The sequence below is a fragment of the Bradyrhizobium sp. DOA9 genome (assembly GCF_000617845.2).
Taxonomy (GTDB): domain Bacteria; phylum Pseudomonadota; class Alphaproteobacteria; order Rhizobiales; family Xanthobacteraceae; genus Bradyrhizobium.
In genome coordinates this window covers 5,103,514-5,119,500 of record NZ_DF820425.1, presented here as the reverse complement: position 1 = coordinate 5,119,500, position 15,987 = coordinate 5,103,514, and the positions used below count along the sequence as shown (strand labels likewise).

The following is a 15,987-nucleotide window of genomic DNA, read 5'->3' as shown; positions in this document are numbered from 1 at the left end:
CTCACGGCGGCTATGGTCGCGCCGAAACGAGGGATTTGCCTTGAGCTCTTCGCATTCGGCGGCGCCGGTCGTCACCATCGGCAGGGTCAAATTCGGCAACGACCTGCCGATCTCGGTCATTGCGGGACCTTGCCAGCTCGAAAGCCGCCAGCATGCGCTGGAAGTGGCCTCCGCGCTGAAGGAGATCGCCGCGCGGCTGAACATCGACCTCGTCTACAAAACCTCGTTCGACAAGGCCAACCGCAGCAGCGGGGCGGCGGCGCGCGGGCTGGGCCTCTCGCAGTCGCTGCCGATCTTCGCGGAGATCCGATCCTCGCTCGGTCTGCCCGTCCTGACCGACGTGCACGAAGCCAGCCAATGCGCGGAGGTGGCGCAGGCGGTGGACATCCTGCAAATTCCGGCCTTCCTGTGCCGGCAGACCGATCTGCTGCTGGCCGCGGCCGCGACCGGCAAGGTCGTCAACGTCAAGAAGGGCCAGTTCCTGGCGCCCTGGGACATGGCCAACGTCGTCGCCAAGATCACGAGCGCGAACAATCCCAACGTGCTCGTTACCGAGCGCGGCGCCTCGTTCGGCTACAACACGCTGGTCTCCGACATGCGCGCGCTGCCGATCCTGGCGCGCACCACCGGCGCGCCCGTCATCTTCGACGCCACCCATTCGGTGCAGCAGCCGGGCGGGAAGGGGACGTCCTCGGGCGGCGAGCGCGAATTCGTGCCGGTGCTGGCGCGTGCAGCTGTCGCGGTCGGCGTTGCCGGCGTCTTCATCGAGACCCATCCCGATCCCGATCGCGCGCCATCGGACGGTCCCAACATGGTGCCGCTGCGCGAGTTCGAGGGGCTGGTCGCGCGATTGATGGCGTTCGACGCACTGGCCAAAAATACGTCAAAGAGCACCACGCGCTGATGCACCAGCCTGCGACCAGGCCGTCGTCCGAGCAGAAGTTTCCACCCGCGATCAACATCATTGCGCTCGCCGGCTTCTCGGCTGCACTCTCGACGCGCGCGCTCGATCCCGTCCTGCCGCATGTTGCGGATGATTTCGCGATCAGCATCACGACGGCCGCCAGCATCGCGGCCGGCTTTGCCCTGATCTACGCGCTGGTTCAGCCGGCGATCGGAGCGGCCGCCGATCTGTTCGGCAAGGCGCGATTGATGACGGCATGCCTGGCGCTGCTCGGCGTCGCCTGCATCCTCGGGGCGCTCGCCACCTCCTTCTCAGGATTGTTCGCAAGCCGCATCCTGGCCGGCATCGCCGCGGGCGGCGTGTTCCCCGTCGCACTCGGCCTCACCGCCGATCTCGTTGCGCCGGCCAAGCGGCAGGTTGCGATCGGGCGCACGATGGCGGGCTCGATGACCGGCAATCTGCTCGGCTCGTCCGCCAGCGGAATCATCGGCGATTTCATCGGCTGGCGCGGCGTGCTCGTGATCCTCGGCGCCCTCGGGTTGATTGCGGCCGTGGCGGTCGCGGCGGGATTTCGCGGGGCCGCGCTGACGGCACCTCCGAAGACGGATTTCAGGACGTTGCGGCAGGGCTACCGCACGATCTTCTCCAACCCCAACACGCGCTACAGCTATTCGGCCGTCTTCGTCGAAGGCTGCTGCGTGTTCGGCCTGTTTCCCTTCATCGCCGCGTTCCTGTTCGATCTCGGCGAGAAATCGCTGTCGATCGCGGGCATCGTGATCGCGGGATTTGCGGTCGGCGGGTTGCTCTACACGCTCACCGTCTCGCGCATGCTGCCGTGGCTCGGCGTCAAGGGCATGATGATCGCGGGCGCGAGCCTCGTGGCGTTGCAGCTCGGCGCGCTCGCCTTCGGTCCCGGCTGGCAGCTGCAATTCGCCAGCATGCTGGCGATGGGCTGGGGCTTCTACATGATCCATGGCTGTCTGCAGGTGTTCGCCAGCGAGCTGTCGATCGGGGCGCGGGCGACCGCGATGTCGCTGCATTCGTTCTTCTTCTTCATGGGGCAGACGGTGGGGCCACTCGCCTATGGCTTCGGGCTGCAGCATGGCGGCAAGGTCCCGACATTGCTCGCAAGCGCCGCGATCATGGTGGTGTTGGGCCTCGTCTGCGCGCGATTTCTCAGGTCGCGTGCGCCGGCGGATGCGCGCGTCTGATGGCGCGTCCGGGAGAAGCGCCCTGTCAAAACGCGAGCCGTCTTTGTGGCGCTCAGGCGGCCGCGTGGGCCCCTTGCCAGAGCTCAAGCACCTCGTGGTGCGTAATGCCGCGGGTGATGAACACGATGCGTGAACGGCGGTCGGCATCGGGCCATTTTGCAAGCGCCACCGGCGGATGGAAGACGTGGTGGATGCCGTGGACCGCGACCGGCGTCGCTTCATCGCGAAGATTCAAGATGCCCTTGACCCGCAACAGGTCCTCTCCCCGGGTGGCGCGCAGATGCGCAAGCCAGCGCGATACCGCCATCCAGTCGAGGGGATCGTCGAATGCGATCATGAAGCTGAGGATCGATGCATCGTGGCTGTGATGCTCGTGATGGGCATGGCCGTCATCGTGATGATGGCCGTGCTCATGCGCCGCCTTGGCGAAGCCGGCGAACGCCTGCTCGTTGAGCCAGCGCTCGATATCGGCTGTCTTCTTTTCGGGGTCGACGAGGGCAGCGCCGAACAGCTGGGCCGGATCGATCTCGCCGTTCACCACGCTCTCGATCCTGGCGCCGGGATTGAGCCGACGAAGCCGCAAGTCCAGTGCGTCAGTGTCCCTGACCAAATCGCGTTTGGTGATCAGCAGCCGGTCTGCGAGCGCGACCTGCTTCACCGCCTCGTATTGGCGGTCGAGCTGCCGCGTTGCGTTGACGGCGTCGACGGTCGTCACCACGGTGTCTAGCCGCAGGAAATGCGAGATCAGGGGGTTGTTCAGCAGCAGCTGAGCAATGGGAGCGGGATCGGCCAACCCCGTTGTCTCGACCAAAATCCTGCGGAACGGCGGCACCTCGCCGCGATCGCGGCGCACCAGTAGCGCGCGCAGGGTCTCTTCCAGATCGCTGCGAATAGTGCAGCAAATACAACCACTCGCAAGCACTGCAACTTCGCCGTCCACGCGCTCCACGAGGAGGTGGTCGAGGCTGACCTCGCCATATTCGTTGATGACGACGGCGCTGTCCTTCATCGCGTCATGGCGCAGCAGGCGGTTGAGCAATGTCGTCTTGCCGCTGCCAAGAAAGCCGGTGATCAATGACACCGGAGTCCGCTCGGCGGATTTGTCGCTCTCGAACAGGCTCATCGGCGTCCTCGACCCTGGTCTTATTTTTGTCGCTGGACAACAGCTTAATGGAGCACGAGGATTTCGAAAACAGGTTCTTAAGCCCGATCTTAGCGGGCACAACCCGGGAGGAAACGATGGACGATACCAAAGGCGACGAAGAGAAGGGCGGCGCGGCGACCGATCGGCGAACCTTGCTCCGCACGGCCGGCCTTGCTGGTGCGGCAGGAGCGGCATTCGCAGGTGCGATGCACGGCAAGTTCTCGCTCGCACCGATCACCGCGGCCCAGGCCCAGACCGCCGCGATGCCAAAGGGCGTTGACAAGCCTTGGTGGCCCTCGAAATGGGGCAAGGACGACGAGGCTGGCGCGTCGAACCACATCACGCCGGCGAAGGTTCTCGATGCCGTGAAGTGGATCAAGGATGGCAAGATCTACAAGATCGGCCGCGTTTACGAGCAAGGCATGCCGTTGTTCGGCGCCCGCGCATTCTCGTTGCGCATTCCCGGCGGGCCGACCGGCGGCCCGTTCGGCGACAACAAGCTCGTCTATCACGACGAATTTCTCGCCACCGAAATCGGCCAGACCGGTACGCAATTCGACGGGCTCGGCCATATCGGCATCCAGCTGGGCAAGGACGGCGACAAGAGCGAGATGCGCTTCTACAACGGCTTTACCGCTGCAGAGATCAGCGACGCCTACGGCCTGAAGAAGCTTGGCGCCGAGAAGCTCAAGCCGCTGTTCACGCGCGCCCACCTGATCGACATGGTCGCGCTGAAGGGCGGCATGATGGATGCGGGCCAGGAGATCACCTCGGCCGATATCAAGGCCGCGCTGGCGAAGCAGAACATCGCGGAGAGCGACATCAAGCCAGGCGATGCGATCATGTTCCACACCGGCTGGGGCTCGCTATGGATGAAGAACAATGATCGCTACAACAGCGGCGAGCCGGGCATCGGCCTCGATGCCGCGAAGTGGATCATCGAGAAAGATCTCGCGCTGACAGCGGCTGACACCTGGGCGGTCGAGGTGGTGCCCAATCCCGACAAGTCGCTCGCCTTCGTGGTTCATGCCGAATTGCAGACCAAGCACGGCATTCTCAACCACGAGAACCTGATCTTTGACGAGTTGATTGCCGACAAGAAGTACCAGTTCGTCTACTGCTTCACGCCGTCACCCATCAAAGGCGCTACCGGCAGCAATGGCTGTCCGATCGCGATCACCTGACGCGGACAAGAAAGCCGGTGGGCGGGACGTCCCCGCCCACCACGCGAAGGCCCGCCCAATTAGCCGGCCGCGATAGGCGCGAAGGGGCATTGCTCCCCACCACGACACCGTCGGTCCCGTAAACATGGCGCACGAATCCAGAGCGGCATGGTCAGCGTCAAGCTGCGCAGCGGCGTGCGGCTCGCCTCGCTAGGGCCCGGCATGGAATTCGGCGAGATGGCGATCCTGGAGCAGAGCCGCAGCGCCGACGTCTTCGCCGACACGCCCGTCAGCTGCCTCGAACTGCCGCTGGACAGCTTTGCCGATTACCGCCGACTGCACCCGGAAACATAGTTGAAGATCATGCGCAACCTCGCCGCCATCCTGGCGCGGCGGCTGGTGCTGGCGAATGCCAAGGTGGACCTGCTGAGCGCGTACTGACGATACCAGGCCATTGTTGGTCGTTCCCCGGATGCGACGCAGCGCGCCGCACTTGGGGCGCGGTGCGTTGCTGATCCGGGGGCCGAAATTCGTGGCGCTGGGTCCCGGCACTGCGGGGCGCAGCGTTGCGCACGGCACCTTGCAGGACACGGGTGGGGCTGTCTCACTCCGCCCCCGTCAAACCGGGTGGAGGAGGCTAGCTCACGCAGTTCTTGCGATACTCAGCCGGCGTGACGTTCATGTGCCTGCGGAAAATCCGATTGAGATGGCTTTGATCGGAAAATCCGCTCAGGAGCGCAATCTCTTTCAGGGCGAGCCGATTCTTGCGCAAATGTTGGCAGGCGCGCTCCACCTTGCGACTCAGGACATAGGCATGCGGCCGCATGCCATAGTGCACCTGGAACTTGCGCGCGAACTGCACCGGCGAGCAGTTGCAGATATTGGCTAGCTCCTCGAGCGTGATGTTGCTGGAGATGTTCTGTTCGACATAGTCCTCGATCAGCCTCGCATGCGCTGGCCTGAAGCGCCCCTGCGAACAGGGCAGCTTGAATTCAACCGAGGCATAATTTCGCAAGATGTGCACGCTCGCCTGAAGCGCCAGCGCATCGTAGCAGAGCCGGCCGCCCGGGCTGCCTTCGGACACTTCCTGCACCATCCGGTCGCCGATCCAGGTCAGCACCGGATCTTCGATCCTGAGCAGATCGTGGAGTTCGACGCCTACCGACTCGCGGTCGAACGCCTCGCTCGCGGTCTTCGTCATCAGGCTCGGCGAGATGTAGAAATGGCTGACTTCGAGGTCATTGCTCCAGCGCCAGTTCGAAGGCTCCGCACGTGTCAGCAGGGTTGTGACGCCACGTCCGACGCGATCCTGCTTCCAGGCGCCGGTCACACGGCGGTTCATCGACGTGGTGCCTTCGCGATAGACGACGATCAGGAAATTCTCGGACGGCGGCACCCAGATGTCGGACGGCGCGTAGCGGAAGACGCGCAGCCGAAAGTCGGCCTTGCCCACCGCGGAACTGTCCAGCATCAATTGGCCGGGAGCGTAGCGTGGCAGCTCCTCGACCGTGATGAATTGGCCCATCGCGCGCGACTCCCTCCCTGAATTCTAAGGCGCGGTTGACCGCTTCTGCTTCTCATTGGCCGAACGGCGGAGACGAGCATAAGCCGGTTTTGCCATTTGCCAAGCGAGTCGCGTTGCCGAACTGCAGAACCGGTAACGGACGTGCGGCTTCGTTCAAAGAATTGTCCGATTTGTTCAAGCTCCAGCCGCCGGAATACTCGTAGCTTCCCCCGTCCCGTACTGACGGGATCAACAATGACGCGCTGCACCACCATCCGATCGCATGACGGGCGGGGAAGGTCTTGCGCACGCAAAAATCCTTGAGGAGGAAAAAATGGCGGAAGCCCTGACCAAATCCAATGGAAGCAACGGTTCGCATGGAACAGCGAGGTTCGATGCCGTGGTTGTCGGAGCCGGCGTCGCCGGGCTCTATCAACTCTATCGTCTGCGCGAGCAGGGATTGAGCGTCAGGGGGATCGACGCCGCGTCAGGCGTCGGCGGCACGTGGTATTGGAATCGATATCCCGGCGCGCGCTTCGACTCCGAGGCCTACATCTACCAGTATCTTTTCTCCGAGGAGCTCTACAAGGATTGGAGCTGGAGCGAGAAGTTTCCGGGCCAACCCGAAATCGAACGCTGGATGAACTACGTCGCCGACCGTCTCGATCTGCGCAAGGACATCCAGTTCAGCACGACGGTCAAGAGCGCGCATTTCAACGAGGCCACGCAGCGCTGGCTGGTCACGACCGACCGGGGCGAGGTGATCGACACCCAGTTTCTGGTCACCTGCTGCGGGATGCTATCGGCTCCCTACGTATCCTTTCCGGGGCAGGAGACTTTCAAGGGGCAGTTGTTCCATACGGCGCGCTGGCCGAAGCAGCCTGTCGACCTCGCAGGCAAGCGCGTCGGAGTCATCGGCAACGGTGCGACCGGCATCCAGGTCATCCAGACCATCGCCGGCGATGTCGGCCATCTCAAGGTGTTCATCCGCACGCCGCAATACATCATCCCGATGAGGAATCCGAAATTTGGAGCCGCGGAGGTCGAGGACTACAAGTCGAGGTTCAAGTCGCTCACCGAACGCCTGCCGCGCACCTTCACCGGCTTTGAATACGACTTCGAGCACGCCTGGGCAGACCTCACGCCGGAGCGCCGCCGCGCGGTGATCGAGGCCTGCTGGAATGACGGTTCCCTGAAGCTATGGATATCCTCGTTTGCCGAGCTGTTCTTCGACCCGGAGGTCAATGCCGAGATCTCCGAATTCGTGCGCGGGAAGATGCGCGAGCGGCTCGGGGATCCGAAACTGTGCGATGCGTTGATTCCTGCCGATTATGGCTTCGGAACGCACCGTGTGCCGCTCGAGCAGAACTTCCTCGAGGCCTTCCATCGTCCCAACGTCGAGATCGTCAGCGTCAAGAGCAATCCGATCGATCGCGTAACGCCCACGGGTATTCAGACCGCTGACGGTACGGTCCATGAGCTGGATGTCATTATCCTGGCAACCGGCTTCGACGCCGGCACCGGTGCCTTGACGCGCATCGATATCAGGGGCCGCGACGGTCGATCGCTGAGGGAGGAATGGGGCAGGGACATCCGCACCACGATGGGCCTGCAGGTTCACGGCTATCCCAACCTGTTCACGACCGCCGTTCCGCTCGCTCCGTCGGCCGCGCTGTGCAACATGACCACGTGCCTGCAGCAGCAGGTCGAATGGATCGATGACTGCATCAAGTACATGCGCAGCAAGGATCTGAAGGTGGTCGAGCCGACAAAGGACACCCAGGACAGCTGGGTGGCCCATCACGACGAGATCGCAAACGCGACGCTGATCGCGAAAACCAATTCCTGGTACCTGGGCTCGAACGTCGAAGGCAAGCCGCGCCGTGTCCTGTCGTACTGCGGCGGCGTCGGCGCGTATCGACAGAAGTGCGACGAGGTCGCGGTGAACGGTTACGAGGGCTTCGCGATGCAATGAGCGCTCGCGACGCGAGCGTCGACCACATTAATTGATCCAGCACGGGAGGACGATCATGATCATGAATTTTGGCGCGACGGCAGATGCAGTTCTCGACGGCGTCGTCACATCCACGCCGCGCGTGCCCGGCGTTGTCGCTATGGTGACGGACCGCCGGCGCAACATCTATGAAGGCGCGGCCGGCAAACGCCGTCTCGATCAGCCGGCGGACATGACCACCGACAGCGTCTTTGCCCTTTTCTCCACGACCAAGGCGATTACCGGCACGGCCGTTCTGCAACTCGTCGAGGAGGGTAAGCTCGATCTCGATGCGCCCGCGAAGCGCTACGCGAACGAGATCGGAAAGCTGCAGGTGATCGACGGCTTCGATGCAGCGGGCGAGCCGATCCTGCGTGCACCGAAGCGCGATATCACCACGCGCATGCTGATGACCCACACGGCAGGCCTGAGCTACGATTTCATCAACCACACCTATAACCGGCTGGCCCAGGAGAAAGGGCAGCCCAGCGTGATCACCGCGACCAAGGCCTCCCTGATGACCCCGTTGCTGTTCGATCCCGGCGAGCGCTGGGACTATGGGACGAATCTCGACTGGTGCGGCCAGATCGTCGAGGCCATCACGGGCAAGCGACTCGGTGAAGTCTTCAAGACGCGCATCTTCGAACCGCTCGGGATCAAGGACATGACCTTCGAGCTGACCGACGCGATGCGCCAGAAACTGGCCGGCGTCCACGCGCGAAACGCCGACGGCTCGCTGACGCCTTTGGATTTCGAGCTTCCGGCAAAGCCCGAAGTCCATATGGGCGGCCACGGCCTGTACGGCACGGTCGGCGACTACATGCGTTTCATCCGCATGTGGCTGAATGACGGGGCTGGGGAGCACGGCCGCGTGCTGAAAGCCGAAACCGTGCGGATGGCGGAAAAGAACCATCTGGGCGACAGGAAGGTAACGCCGATCACGGGTGTCATCCCGTCGCTGTGCAATGACGCGGAATTCTTTCCGGGCCAATCCAAATCCTGGGCGCTGAGCTTCATGGTCAACGACGAGGAAGCCCCGACAGGACGTCCCGCCGGCGCGCTGGGCTGGGCCGGGCTTGCCAACCTGTTCTACTGGATCGATCGGCAGAACAATGTCGGCGGGTTCTGGGCCACCCAGATTCTGCCCTTCGGCGATCCGACATCATTCATCGGCTATATGAACTTCGAGACGGCGTTCTACCAGAGCCTGAGGCAGCGCTTGGCAAGCTAAAGCATGATCCGGAAAAGTGCGAAGCGGTTTTCCGGAAAGATCATGCGCAAACAACAAACTAAAGCGCAATGACGATTCATCCAAATCTCATCGCGCTTTAGGACCATGGTGCGAGAGCGGCCTCGTCGCTGTCGACCGAGGCCGTTCTCTTTCGATGGTCAACGTGACCGAGCTATGCCCTAGCCCCGTCCGCGATAGGGCGCGACGCCTTGCTCGGGCAGCCACAGGCCCTTCGGCACGCGGCCGGTCTGCCAGAACACGTCGATCGGGATGCCGCCGCGCGGATACCAATAGCCGCCGATGCGCAGGAATTTCGGCTTGATCTCGGAAGCAATGCGCTTGCCGATCATCACGGTGCAGTCCTCGTGGAAGGCGCCGTGATTGCGGAAGCTTGCGATGTAGAGCTTGAGCGATTTCGACTCCAGGAGCCATGCCCCCGGCGCGTAGTCGATCATCAGATGCGCGAAATCCGGCTGGCCCGTGACCGGGCAGAGCGAGGTGAATTCCGGCACCGTGAAGCGCACCAGATAGTCCGTGCCCTTCTGCGGATTCGGCACGCGGTCGAGCTGGGCCTCTTCCGGTGTGTGCGGCCACTCGACCGCGCGGCCGAGCTGGAGGGATTTCTTCGCCATCGTCCTTGCATCCTGTGGAACATGATCCGGACCCGAAGGGCCGCGTTTGCGCAAAGTGGGCACCGGTTTTCCGAAAAGATCATGCTCAATTAAGAACCAGGAGCGCGATAAGATCGCGCTCCTGAGGATGCCGGGATGGACGCAAACGGGCTCGTCGTCAACCGGCGGCGATGGTCTGGATCATGACGATGCGGTCGTTGCCGGACTCGCAGCCCCACAGCTCGCCCGGACGGCCGTCGAGCTGGCGGACATTGGCGTTGGGCTTGTCGCTGGCGAAGACGTTGAACGTCTCGGTGGCGGGATCGAACCGCACGATGGCGTTGGCGGAGAAGTCGGTCAGCCAGACCTTGTCCTTGTCGTCGACGTACACGGCATAGGCGCGGGGACGTTCGCCCGGCAGCTTCCAGGTCTTCCACGAACCGTCGTTGGGATCATGAACCGAGACGTGGCCGCTGTTCCACTCGCTGACCCAGATCCGGCCTCTCGAATCCGACCAGACGCGCCGTGAACCCTGGTTCGGCGTCGGCGGCTCGACCAGTGTCGCATTGCCGCCCGCGCGGTCGATCTTCGCGATATGGCTGCCGCCGAGGGAGGCGTACCAGATATCACCCTTGGGCGTGACCGTGATGCCGTAGGGGCCGACCCCCTTCGGCGCCTTGAACACATTCATTTCGCCGGTCTTCGGAGACAGCCGGCCGTAATAGCCGGATTGCCCGGTGAACCAGTAGGTGCCGTCCCTGTCGAACACCCCGGTGTTGAGATTGGCGGAGGCGAACTTTTCCGGCAGGCGGAACAGCGTCACCTCGAGATCGGAAGGGTCGACCCGCGCGATCGCGTTCTGCCCGCCCTCGGTGATCCACGGCGCGCCGTCGGGCCCGATGGTCACGCCGTGCGGGGCCGCGCCCTGGCCGAGGCTGATCGTCTTGAAACGGCCATCACGTGGATCGAGCCTGCCGAGCAGGCCCTTGCCTTGCGCCGTGAACCAGATCGTGCCGTCAGGGGCGGGCGTGAGATCGTGCAGGCCGATGCCCGGGCTGATGGGATAATATCTCGTCCGGAACGGGCCTTCCTGAGCAAAACCTGGGCGGGCCGCGAGCAGCGCGGCGGTTGAGGCAAGAAACTGGCGGCGATTCATGGCGTTACCCCGACTGTTTGAGACTGAGGTTGGGTACGCGGACCAGGTGCAGTCGAGGATAATCGGAGGCGCGTCGCGCGTCAGTCGGAGCGGTGCGTCCAAGCGTTCACATTTGCTTGCAGCCCGTGTAAGACCCGCGGCACCGATCAGCCCCAACGAACGGAAGTGAACATCATGACCGCCATCATCGACATCATCGGCCGCGAAATTCTCGATAGCCGGGGCAATCCCACCGTCGAGGTCGATGTCGTGCTGGAGGACGGCGCGCTCGGCCGCGCCGCGGTTCCGTCCGGCGCCTCCACGGGTGCCCATGAGGCCGTGGAACTGCGCGACGGCGACAAGGCTCGCTATCTCGGCAAGGGCGTGACCAAGGCGGTCGGCGCCGTCAACGGCGAGATCTTCGAGGCCCTGAGCGGCCTCGATGTCGAGCAGCAGGCCCAGATCGACCAGATCATGATTGATCTCGACGGCACGCCGAACAAGAGCCGGCTCGGGGCCAACGCCATCCTCGGCGTCTCGCTCGCCTGCGCCAAGGCCGCCGCGAACTCGCTCGACATGCCGCTCTATCGTTACGTCGGCGGCACCTCGGCCCGCCTGTTGCCGGTGCCGATGATGAACATCATCAATGGCGGCGTGCACGCCGACAACCCGATCGACTTCCAGGAGTTCATGATCCTCCCCGTCGGCGCATCCTCCTTCGCCGAAGGCCTGCGCTACGGCGCGGAAGTCTTCCACACGCTGAAGTCCGAATTGAAGAAGGCCGGCCACAACACCAATGTCGGCGACGAGGGCGGCTTCGCCCCGAACCTGCCGTCGGCGGACGCCGCGCTGGAATTCGTCATGAACGCGATCGGCAAGGCCGGCTTCAAGGCGGGCTCCGACATCGTGCTCGGCCTCGACTGCGCCTCGACCGAGTTCTTCAAGGACGGCAAATACGTCTATGAAGGCGAGGGCAAAACCCGCTCGATCTCCGAGCAGGCGAAATATCTGGCAGACCTCGTCTCGCGCTATCCGATCGTGACCATCGAGGACGGCATGTCGGAAGACGACATGGACGGCTGGAAAGAGCTCACCGACCTGATCGGCAAGAAGTGCCAGCTGGTCGGCGACGACCTCTTCGTCACCAACGTCAAGCGCCTCGCCGAAGGCATCAAGACCGGCCGCGCCAACTCGATCCTGATCAAGGTCAACCAGATCGGCACGCTGACCGAGACGCTCGCCGCCGTCGAGATGGCGCACAAGGCCGGCTACACCTCGGTGATGTCGCACCGCTCCGGCGAGACCGAGGATTCCACCATCGCCGATCTCGCGGTCGCCACCAATTGCGGTCAGATCAAGACCGGCTCCCTTGCGCGGTCCGACCGCACCGCCAAATACAACCAGCTCCTGCGCATCGAGCAGCAGCTCGGCAAGCAGGCGCTCTATGGCGGCAAGGCGGCGCTGAAGGCGCTGGCATAAGCCGCGCCCCGACCGCGAAGAGAAGGACAGGGGAGGATCGACATGAGCGACGGCAAGACCGGACTGGAATTGCGTTCGCTGCTGAAGAAGAGCGGCGAGCTGGAATTGTCTCTCGTGACGGTCCCGACGCCGGAGCCGGCCGACGATGAGGTCGTGGTTCGCGTCGAGGCCACCCCGATCAATCCGTCCGACCTCGGGCTCCTGATCGGTCCCGCCGACATGTCGGCCGCCAAGGCCTCCGGCACCAAGGAGATGCCGGTCATTACCGCCACGATGCCGGAGGCGGCGATGCGGATGATGACGGCAAGATTTGATCAGTCGCTGCCGGTCGGCAACGAGGGCGCCGGCACGGTGATCCGGACCGGATCGTCGGACGCAGCCAAGGCTCTGATGGGCAAGACGGTGTCGATGATCGGCGGCGGGATGTACACGCAGTACCGCGTGCTCAAGGTCCGCGACGTCATGGAGTTGCCGCCGGGCACCACCGCGGCGGACGGCGCCTCTTGGTTCGTCAATCCGCTGACCGCACTCGGCATGACCGAGACGATGCGGCGGGAGGGCCACAAGGCGCTCGTACACACGGCCGCCGCGTCCAATCTCGGCCAGATGCTCAACAAGATCTGCATCAAGGACGGCATCGGCCTCGTCAATATCGTCAGGAACAAGGAGCAGGCCGATATCCTGCACAAGATCGGCGCCAAATACGTCGTAGATTCGACTGCGCCAAGCTTCATGGACGATCTCACCAACGCGCTGGTCGAGACCGGCGCCACCATCGCTTTTGACGCCATCGGCGGCGGCAAGCTGGCGAGCCAGATCCTGACCGCGATGGAAATCGCGGCCAACAAGACCGCGAAGGAATACAGCCGCTACGGCTCCAACGTGTACAAGCAGGTCTATATCTACGGCAGCCTCGACACGCGGCCGACGGAGCTGAACCGCTCGTTCGGTCTCAGCTGGGGCGTCGGCGGCTGGCTGCTCACGCCATTCCTTCAGAACATCGGTCCGGCCGAGATCGGCCGCCTGCGCCAGCGCGTGGCATCCGAGCTCAAGACCACCTTCGCCAGCCATTACACCAAGGTGGTGTCGCTCGCCGAGGCGCTCGATCCCGCCAATATCGCGGCCTACGCCAAGCGCGCCACCGGCGAAAAATTCCTCATCAACCCGAACAAGTGATCGGGTTCGGTCGGTTATCGGTAGGCATCAGGCCGCCGCTTGGCGGCCTGCTTGCTTTTGATCGTGCCCGGATCGAGCGCCAAAGGACGCATTTCCAGAAACGCAGCGTTTCCAAATCGGACCGGTTCATGCACTTGCATCTATCGCCCCGGATCGCTTAAGTGCCGTCCCGGCATTCCCGCTCAAGCCTTCAAGGACACCCAATGGCCTATAACATCGTCACGATCGCTGGCAGCCTGCGCAAGGACAGCTTCTCGCTCAAGATCGCCAATGCGCTCGCCAAGCTCGCGCCTGCCTCGCTCAAGCTCGAGGTGATCACGCCGGCGGGCATCTCGTTCTTCAACCAGGATCTCGAGGGCGCGCCGCCCGCGGACTGGCTCGCCTTCCGCGAGAAGCTCCAGACGTCGAACGGCGTCCTGTTCGTCACGCCCGAATACAACCGCTCGATCCCGGGCGTCCTGAAGAACGCCATCGACGTCGCCTCGCGGCCCTATGGCAAGAGTTCGTTCAACGGCAAGCCGATCGGCATCATCTCCAACTCGCCCGGCCCGCTCGGCGGCATTGCCGCGGCCAAGCACCTGCAGAACATCCTGCCGGGCATTTCGGGGCCGCTGCTGCAGCAGCCGGAAATCTACCTCAACGGCGTCGGCGATGCCTTCGATGCGGAGGGGAACCTGACCAAGGACTCCCTCAAGACCGTGCTGCAGCAATACATCGACGCCTTCGCCGCGCATGTGGCGAAGAATCAGGGCTGAGACCGTGGTGTCATTCCGGGGCGATGCAAAGCATCGAACCCGGAATCTCGAGATTCTCCGGTGCGCAATTGCGCACCGGAGTTCGGCTCTTCGAGCCGCCCCGGAATGACCTCTGATGCTGAATTAGCACTCCCTTAACCAAGCTGCCCCATCTTCCGAAGATGGTCTCCCGCGCGCGCCTGAAATCGATCCTGACCGGTCTTGCCCTCTATGCGATGGCGGCGGCGATCGTCGGCTATTTCGGCGTCAACGCCTACACCGGCAAATACGGTCTCAACGCCCGCCAGGAGCTCGACCAGGAGATCATCGCGCTGACCAGCGAGCTGGCTCAGCTCAAGCGCGAGCGCGCCAGGAGCGAACAACGGGTGTCGCTGCTGCGGTCCGAGAAGATCGACCCGGACATGCTGGACGAGCGGGCGCGCTTCCAGCTCGACTATGTCCATCCGCGCGATCTCGTTCGGATGATCCCGGCGAACTAGCGCATCCGCAGCTTTCGAAAGCCGCAGCGAAAGTCGCTGCTGATCCGACCACCGCACCTTTGCCTCCTCCTGCGAAGGTCGTAACCCCGGAACCGGGCGATTGCCTTGACGGCGGCGCCGCGGCGGGCTCATGCCTTTGGTGGGCGCGCGCTGAAGTTGACGCAGATCAACCGGGCAGCACCGGCGCGTCCTACAATCGATATCCGGAGGAAACTGTGATGAATGGGACAATGCCCCGGCATCACGCGGCCCGCGTCGAGGCCGCCATCGCGTCAGGCCAGGCGGCTCGGTCCGCGCTCGTGGCCTCGTGGCGCCGTTCCTCCCGATTGCATCATCTCGATCCCGGCGGCCACGCCGCGCCGATGCGGCTCACCGAAGCCGAGCTGCAGCAGGCGCGCGAGCGCATCACGCCGCTTCTTTCGGCCGCGCAGGGCGCCATGGATCGGCTTTATCAGGCGGTCGGCGCAGCCGGCTGCTGTGTGCTGCTCGCCGATCGCGAGGGCGTGCCGGTCGATCGCCGCGGCACGGTGGCGGACGACGCGACGTTTCAGTCCTGGGGCCTGTGGACGGGCGCGCTCTGGAGCGAGGAGCATGAGGGCACCAACGGCATCGGCACCTGCCTGGTCGAGCAGCGTTCGCTGACCATCGATCGCGACCAGCACTTCTTCGCCCGCAACACGCTTCTGAGCTGCACCGCCGTTCCGATCTACGACCACGAGGCGGCGCTCGCAGGCGTGCTCGACGTCTCCTCCTGCCGCGCCGACCGCACCGACGCCTTCGCCAGCCTGATCGCGCTCGCGGCCGGCGAGGCGGCCAAGCGGATCGAGGCCGACCTGTTTCGCAAGGTCTTCGCCCATGCCCGCATCGTGCTGACGCAGGCGGCGGACGGAAGCTGCGGCGGCCTCGTTGCGGTCGATGCGGACGATCTGGTGATCGGCGCAACGCGCTCGGCCCGGCTGGCGCTCGGCATCGCGCCCGGCGGTGCATTGCGGCCGGTGCCTGCGGCCGATCTTCTCGGCGGCGATGCCGCGCGCGATCATCTTGCCGGCGGCCAGCGTGCAGTGCTGCAGCGCGCGCTGCTGCGCGCCGGCGGCAATGTTTCCGCCGCCGCCAAGGCCCTCGGCGTCAGCCGCGCCACGCTGCACCGGAAGCTGAAGCGGTTCGAGCTGAACCACTAGATTTAGGTCATTGCGAGCGCCGCG

At 64.0% G+C, this 15,987-nt stretch carries 15 protein-coding genes; 11 read left to right on the top strand and 4 right to left on the bottom strand.

All coding sequences use genetic code 11. From position 1 onward, the window contains the following. Window positions 1-40: 40 nt before the first annotated feature. Together kdsA and BDOA9_RS23985 are read left to right on the top strand one after the other, a co-directional pair. Entirely contained in the window at window positions 41-904 is an 864-nt protein-coding gene (gene kdsA, locus BDOA9_RS23990; protein WP_025036509.1) for a 3-deoxy-8-phosphooctulonate synthase, read from the top strand. Next, the gene (locus BDOA9_RS23985; protein WP_025036508.1) at window positions 904-2,115 is read left to right on the top strand and encodes an MFS transporter; all 1,212 of its coding nucleotides are present in this window, start codon (window positions 904-906) and stop codon (window positions 2,113-2,115) included. The genes kdsA and BDOA9_RS23985 overlap by 1 nt, the downstream gene beginning before the upstream one ends. 52 nt (window positions 2,116-2,167) lie before the next feature. Here the strand turns inward: BDOA9_RS23985 and BDOA9_RS23980 are convergent, their stop codons facing one another. Continuing rightward, window positions 2,168-3,238 carry a CobW family GTP-binding protein gene (locus BDOA9_RS23980; RefSeq protein ID WP_025036507.1) on the bottom strand — a complete coding sequence of 357 codons (1,071 nt, stop codon included), beginning with the start codon at window positions 3,236-3,238 and terminating at the stop codon, window positions 2,168-2,170. Between the two features lie 116 nt (window positions 3,239-3,354). Here BDOA9_RS23980 and BDOA9_RS23975 point away from each other — a divergent pair, with 116 nt between their 5' ends. Further along, window positions 3,355-4,443 carry a cyclase family protein gene (locus tag BDOA9_RS23975; protein WP_025036506.1) on the top strand — a complete coding sequence of 363 codons (1,089 nt, stop codon included), beginning with the start codon at window positions 3,355-3,357 and terminating at the stop codon, window positions 4,441-4,443. A 147-nt stretch (window positions 4,444-4,590) separates the two neighbouring features. Continuing rightward, a complete protein-coding gene (locus BDOA9_RS23970) occupies window positions 4,591-4,776 on the top strand; it encodes a cyclic nucleotide-binding domain-containing protein (RefSeq protein WP_025036505.1) in 186 nt (61 codons plus the stop codon). Window positions 4,777-5,059: 283 nt separating this feature from the next. Here the strand turns inward: BDOA9_RS23970 and BDOA9_RS23965 are convergent, their stop codons facing one another. Next, a complete protein-coding gene (locus tag BDOA9_RS23965) occupies window positions 5,060-5,947 on the bottom strand; it encodes a helix-turn-helix domain-containing protein (RefSeq protein ID WP_025036504.1) in 888 nt (295 codons plus the stop codon). A 313-nt stretch (window positions 5,948-6,260) separates the two neighbouring features. Between BDOA9_RS23965 and BDOA9_RS23960 the strand changes: the two genes are divergently transcribed. Both BDOA9_RS23960 and BDOA9_RS23955 read left to right on the top strand, forming a co-directional pair. Further along, window positions 6,261-7,901, top strand: a complete 1,641-nt coding sequence (locus BDOA9_RS23960; RefSeq protein WP_025036503.1) for a flavin-containing monooxygenase — start codon at window positions 6,261-6,263, stop codon at window positions 7,899-7,901. A 55-nt stretch (window positions 7,902-7,956) separates the two neighbouring features. Further along, window positions 7,957-9,150: a serine hydrolase domain-containing protein gene (locus BDOA9_RS23955; RefSeq protein ID WP_025036502.1), complete on the top strand. Its 1,194-nt coding sequence runs from the start codon at window positions 7,957-7,959 to the stop codon at window positions 9,148-9,150. Window positions 9,151-9,329: 179 nt separating this feature from the next. Here BDOA9_RS23955 and queF read toward each other — a convergent pair whose 3' ends face one another. Both queF and BDOA9_RS23945 read right to left on the bottom strand, forming a co-directional pair. Further along, on the bottom strand, window positions 9,330-9,782 hold the full coding sequence (gene queF / locus BDOA9_RS23950; RefSeq protein ID WP_025036501.1) for a preQ(1) synthase: 453 nt from the start codon (window positions 9,780-9,782) through the stop codon (window positions 9,330-9,332). A 157-nt stretch (window positions 9,783-9,939) separates the two neighbouring features. Next, window positions 9,940-10,917 carry a Vgb family protein gene (locus BDOA9_RS23945; RefSeq protein ID WP_025036500.1) on the bottom strand — a complete coding sequence of 326 codons (978 nt, stop codon included), beginning with the start codon at window positions 10,915-10,917 and terminating at the stop codon, window positions 9,940-9,942. 174 nt (window positions 10,918-11,091) lie between these two features. Here BDOA9_RS23945 and eno point away from each other — a divergent pair, with 174 nt between their 5' ends. The 5 genes from eno to BDOA9_RS23920 all read left to right on the top strand — a co-directional run bounded on the left by eno (window position 11,092) and on the right by BDOA9_RS23920 (window position 15,963). Then, window positions 11,092-12,375 carry a phosphopyruvate hydratase gene (eno, locus tag BDOA9_RS23940; RefSeq protein ID WP_025036499.1) on the top strand — a complete coding sequence of 428 codons (1,284 nt, stop codon included), beginning with the start codon at window positions 11,092-11,094 and terminating at the stop codon, window positions 12,373-12,375. A gap of 42 nt (window positions 12,376-12,417) precedes the next feature. Beyond that, complete coding sequence (locus tag BDOA9_RS23935; protein WP_025036498.1) at window positions 12,418-13,551, top strand: zinc-binding dehydrogenase; 1,134 nt, start codon at window positions 12,418-12,420, stop codon at window positions 13,549-13,551. A 203-nt stretch (window positions 13,552-13,754) separates the two neighbouring features. Further along, window positions 13,755-14,306, top strand: coding sequence for an NADPH-dependent FMN reductase (locus BDOA9_RS23930; protein ID WP_025036497.1), 552 nt, complete (start codon window positions 13,755-13,757; stop codon window positions 14,304-14,306). Window positions 14,307-14,467: 161 nt separating this feature from the next. After that, window positions 14,468-14,785: an FtsB family cell division protein gene (locus tag BDOA9_RS23925; protein ID WP_025036496.1), complete on the top strand. Its 318-nt coding sequence runs from the start codon at window positions 14,468-14,470 to the stop codon at window positions 14,783-14,785. A gap of 218 nt (window positions 14,786-15,003) precedes the next feature. Then, window positions 15,004-15,963: a helix-turn-helix domain-containing protein gene (locus BDOA9_RS23920; protein ID WP_025036495.1), complete on the top strand. Its 960-nt coding sequence runs from the start codon at window positions 15,004-15,006 to the stop codon at window positions 15,961-15,963. Window positions 15,964-15,987: the final 24 nt, after the last annotated feature.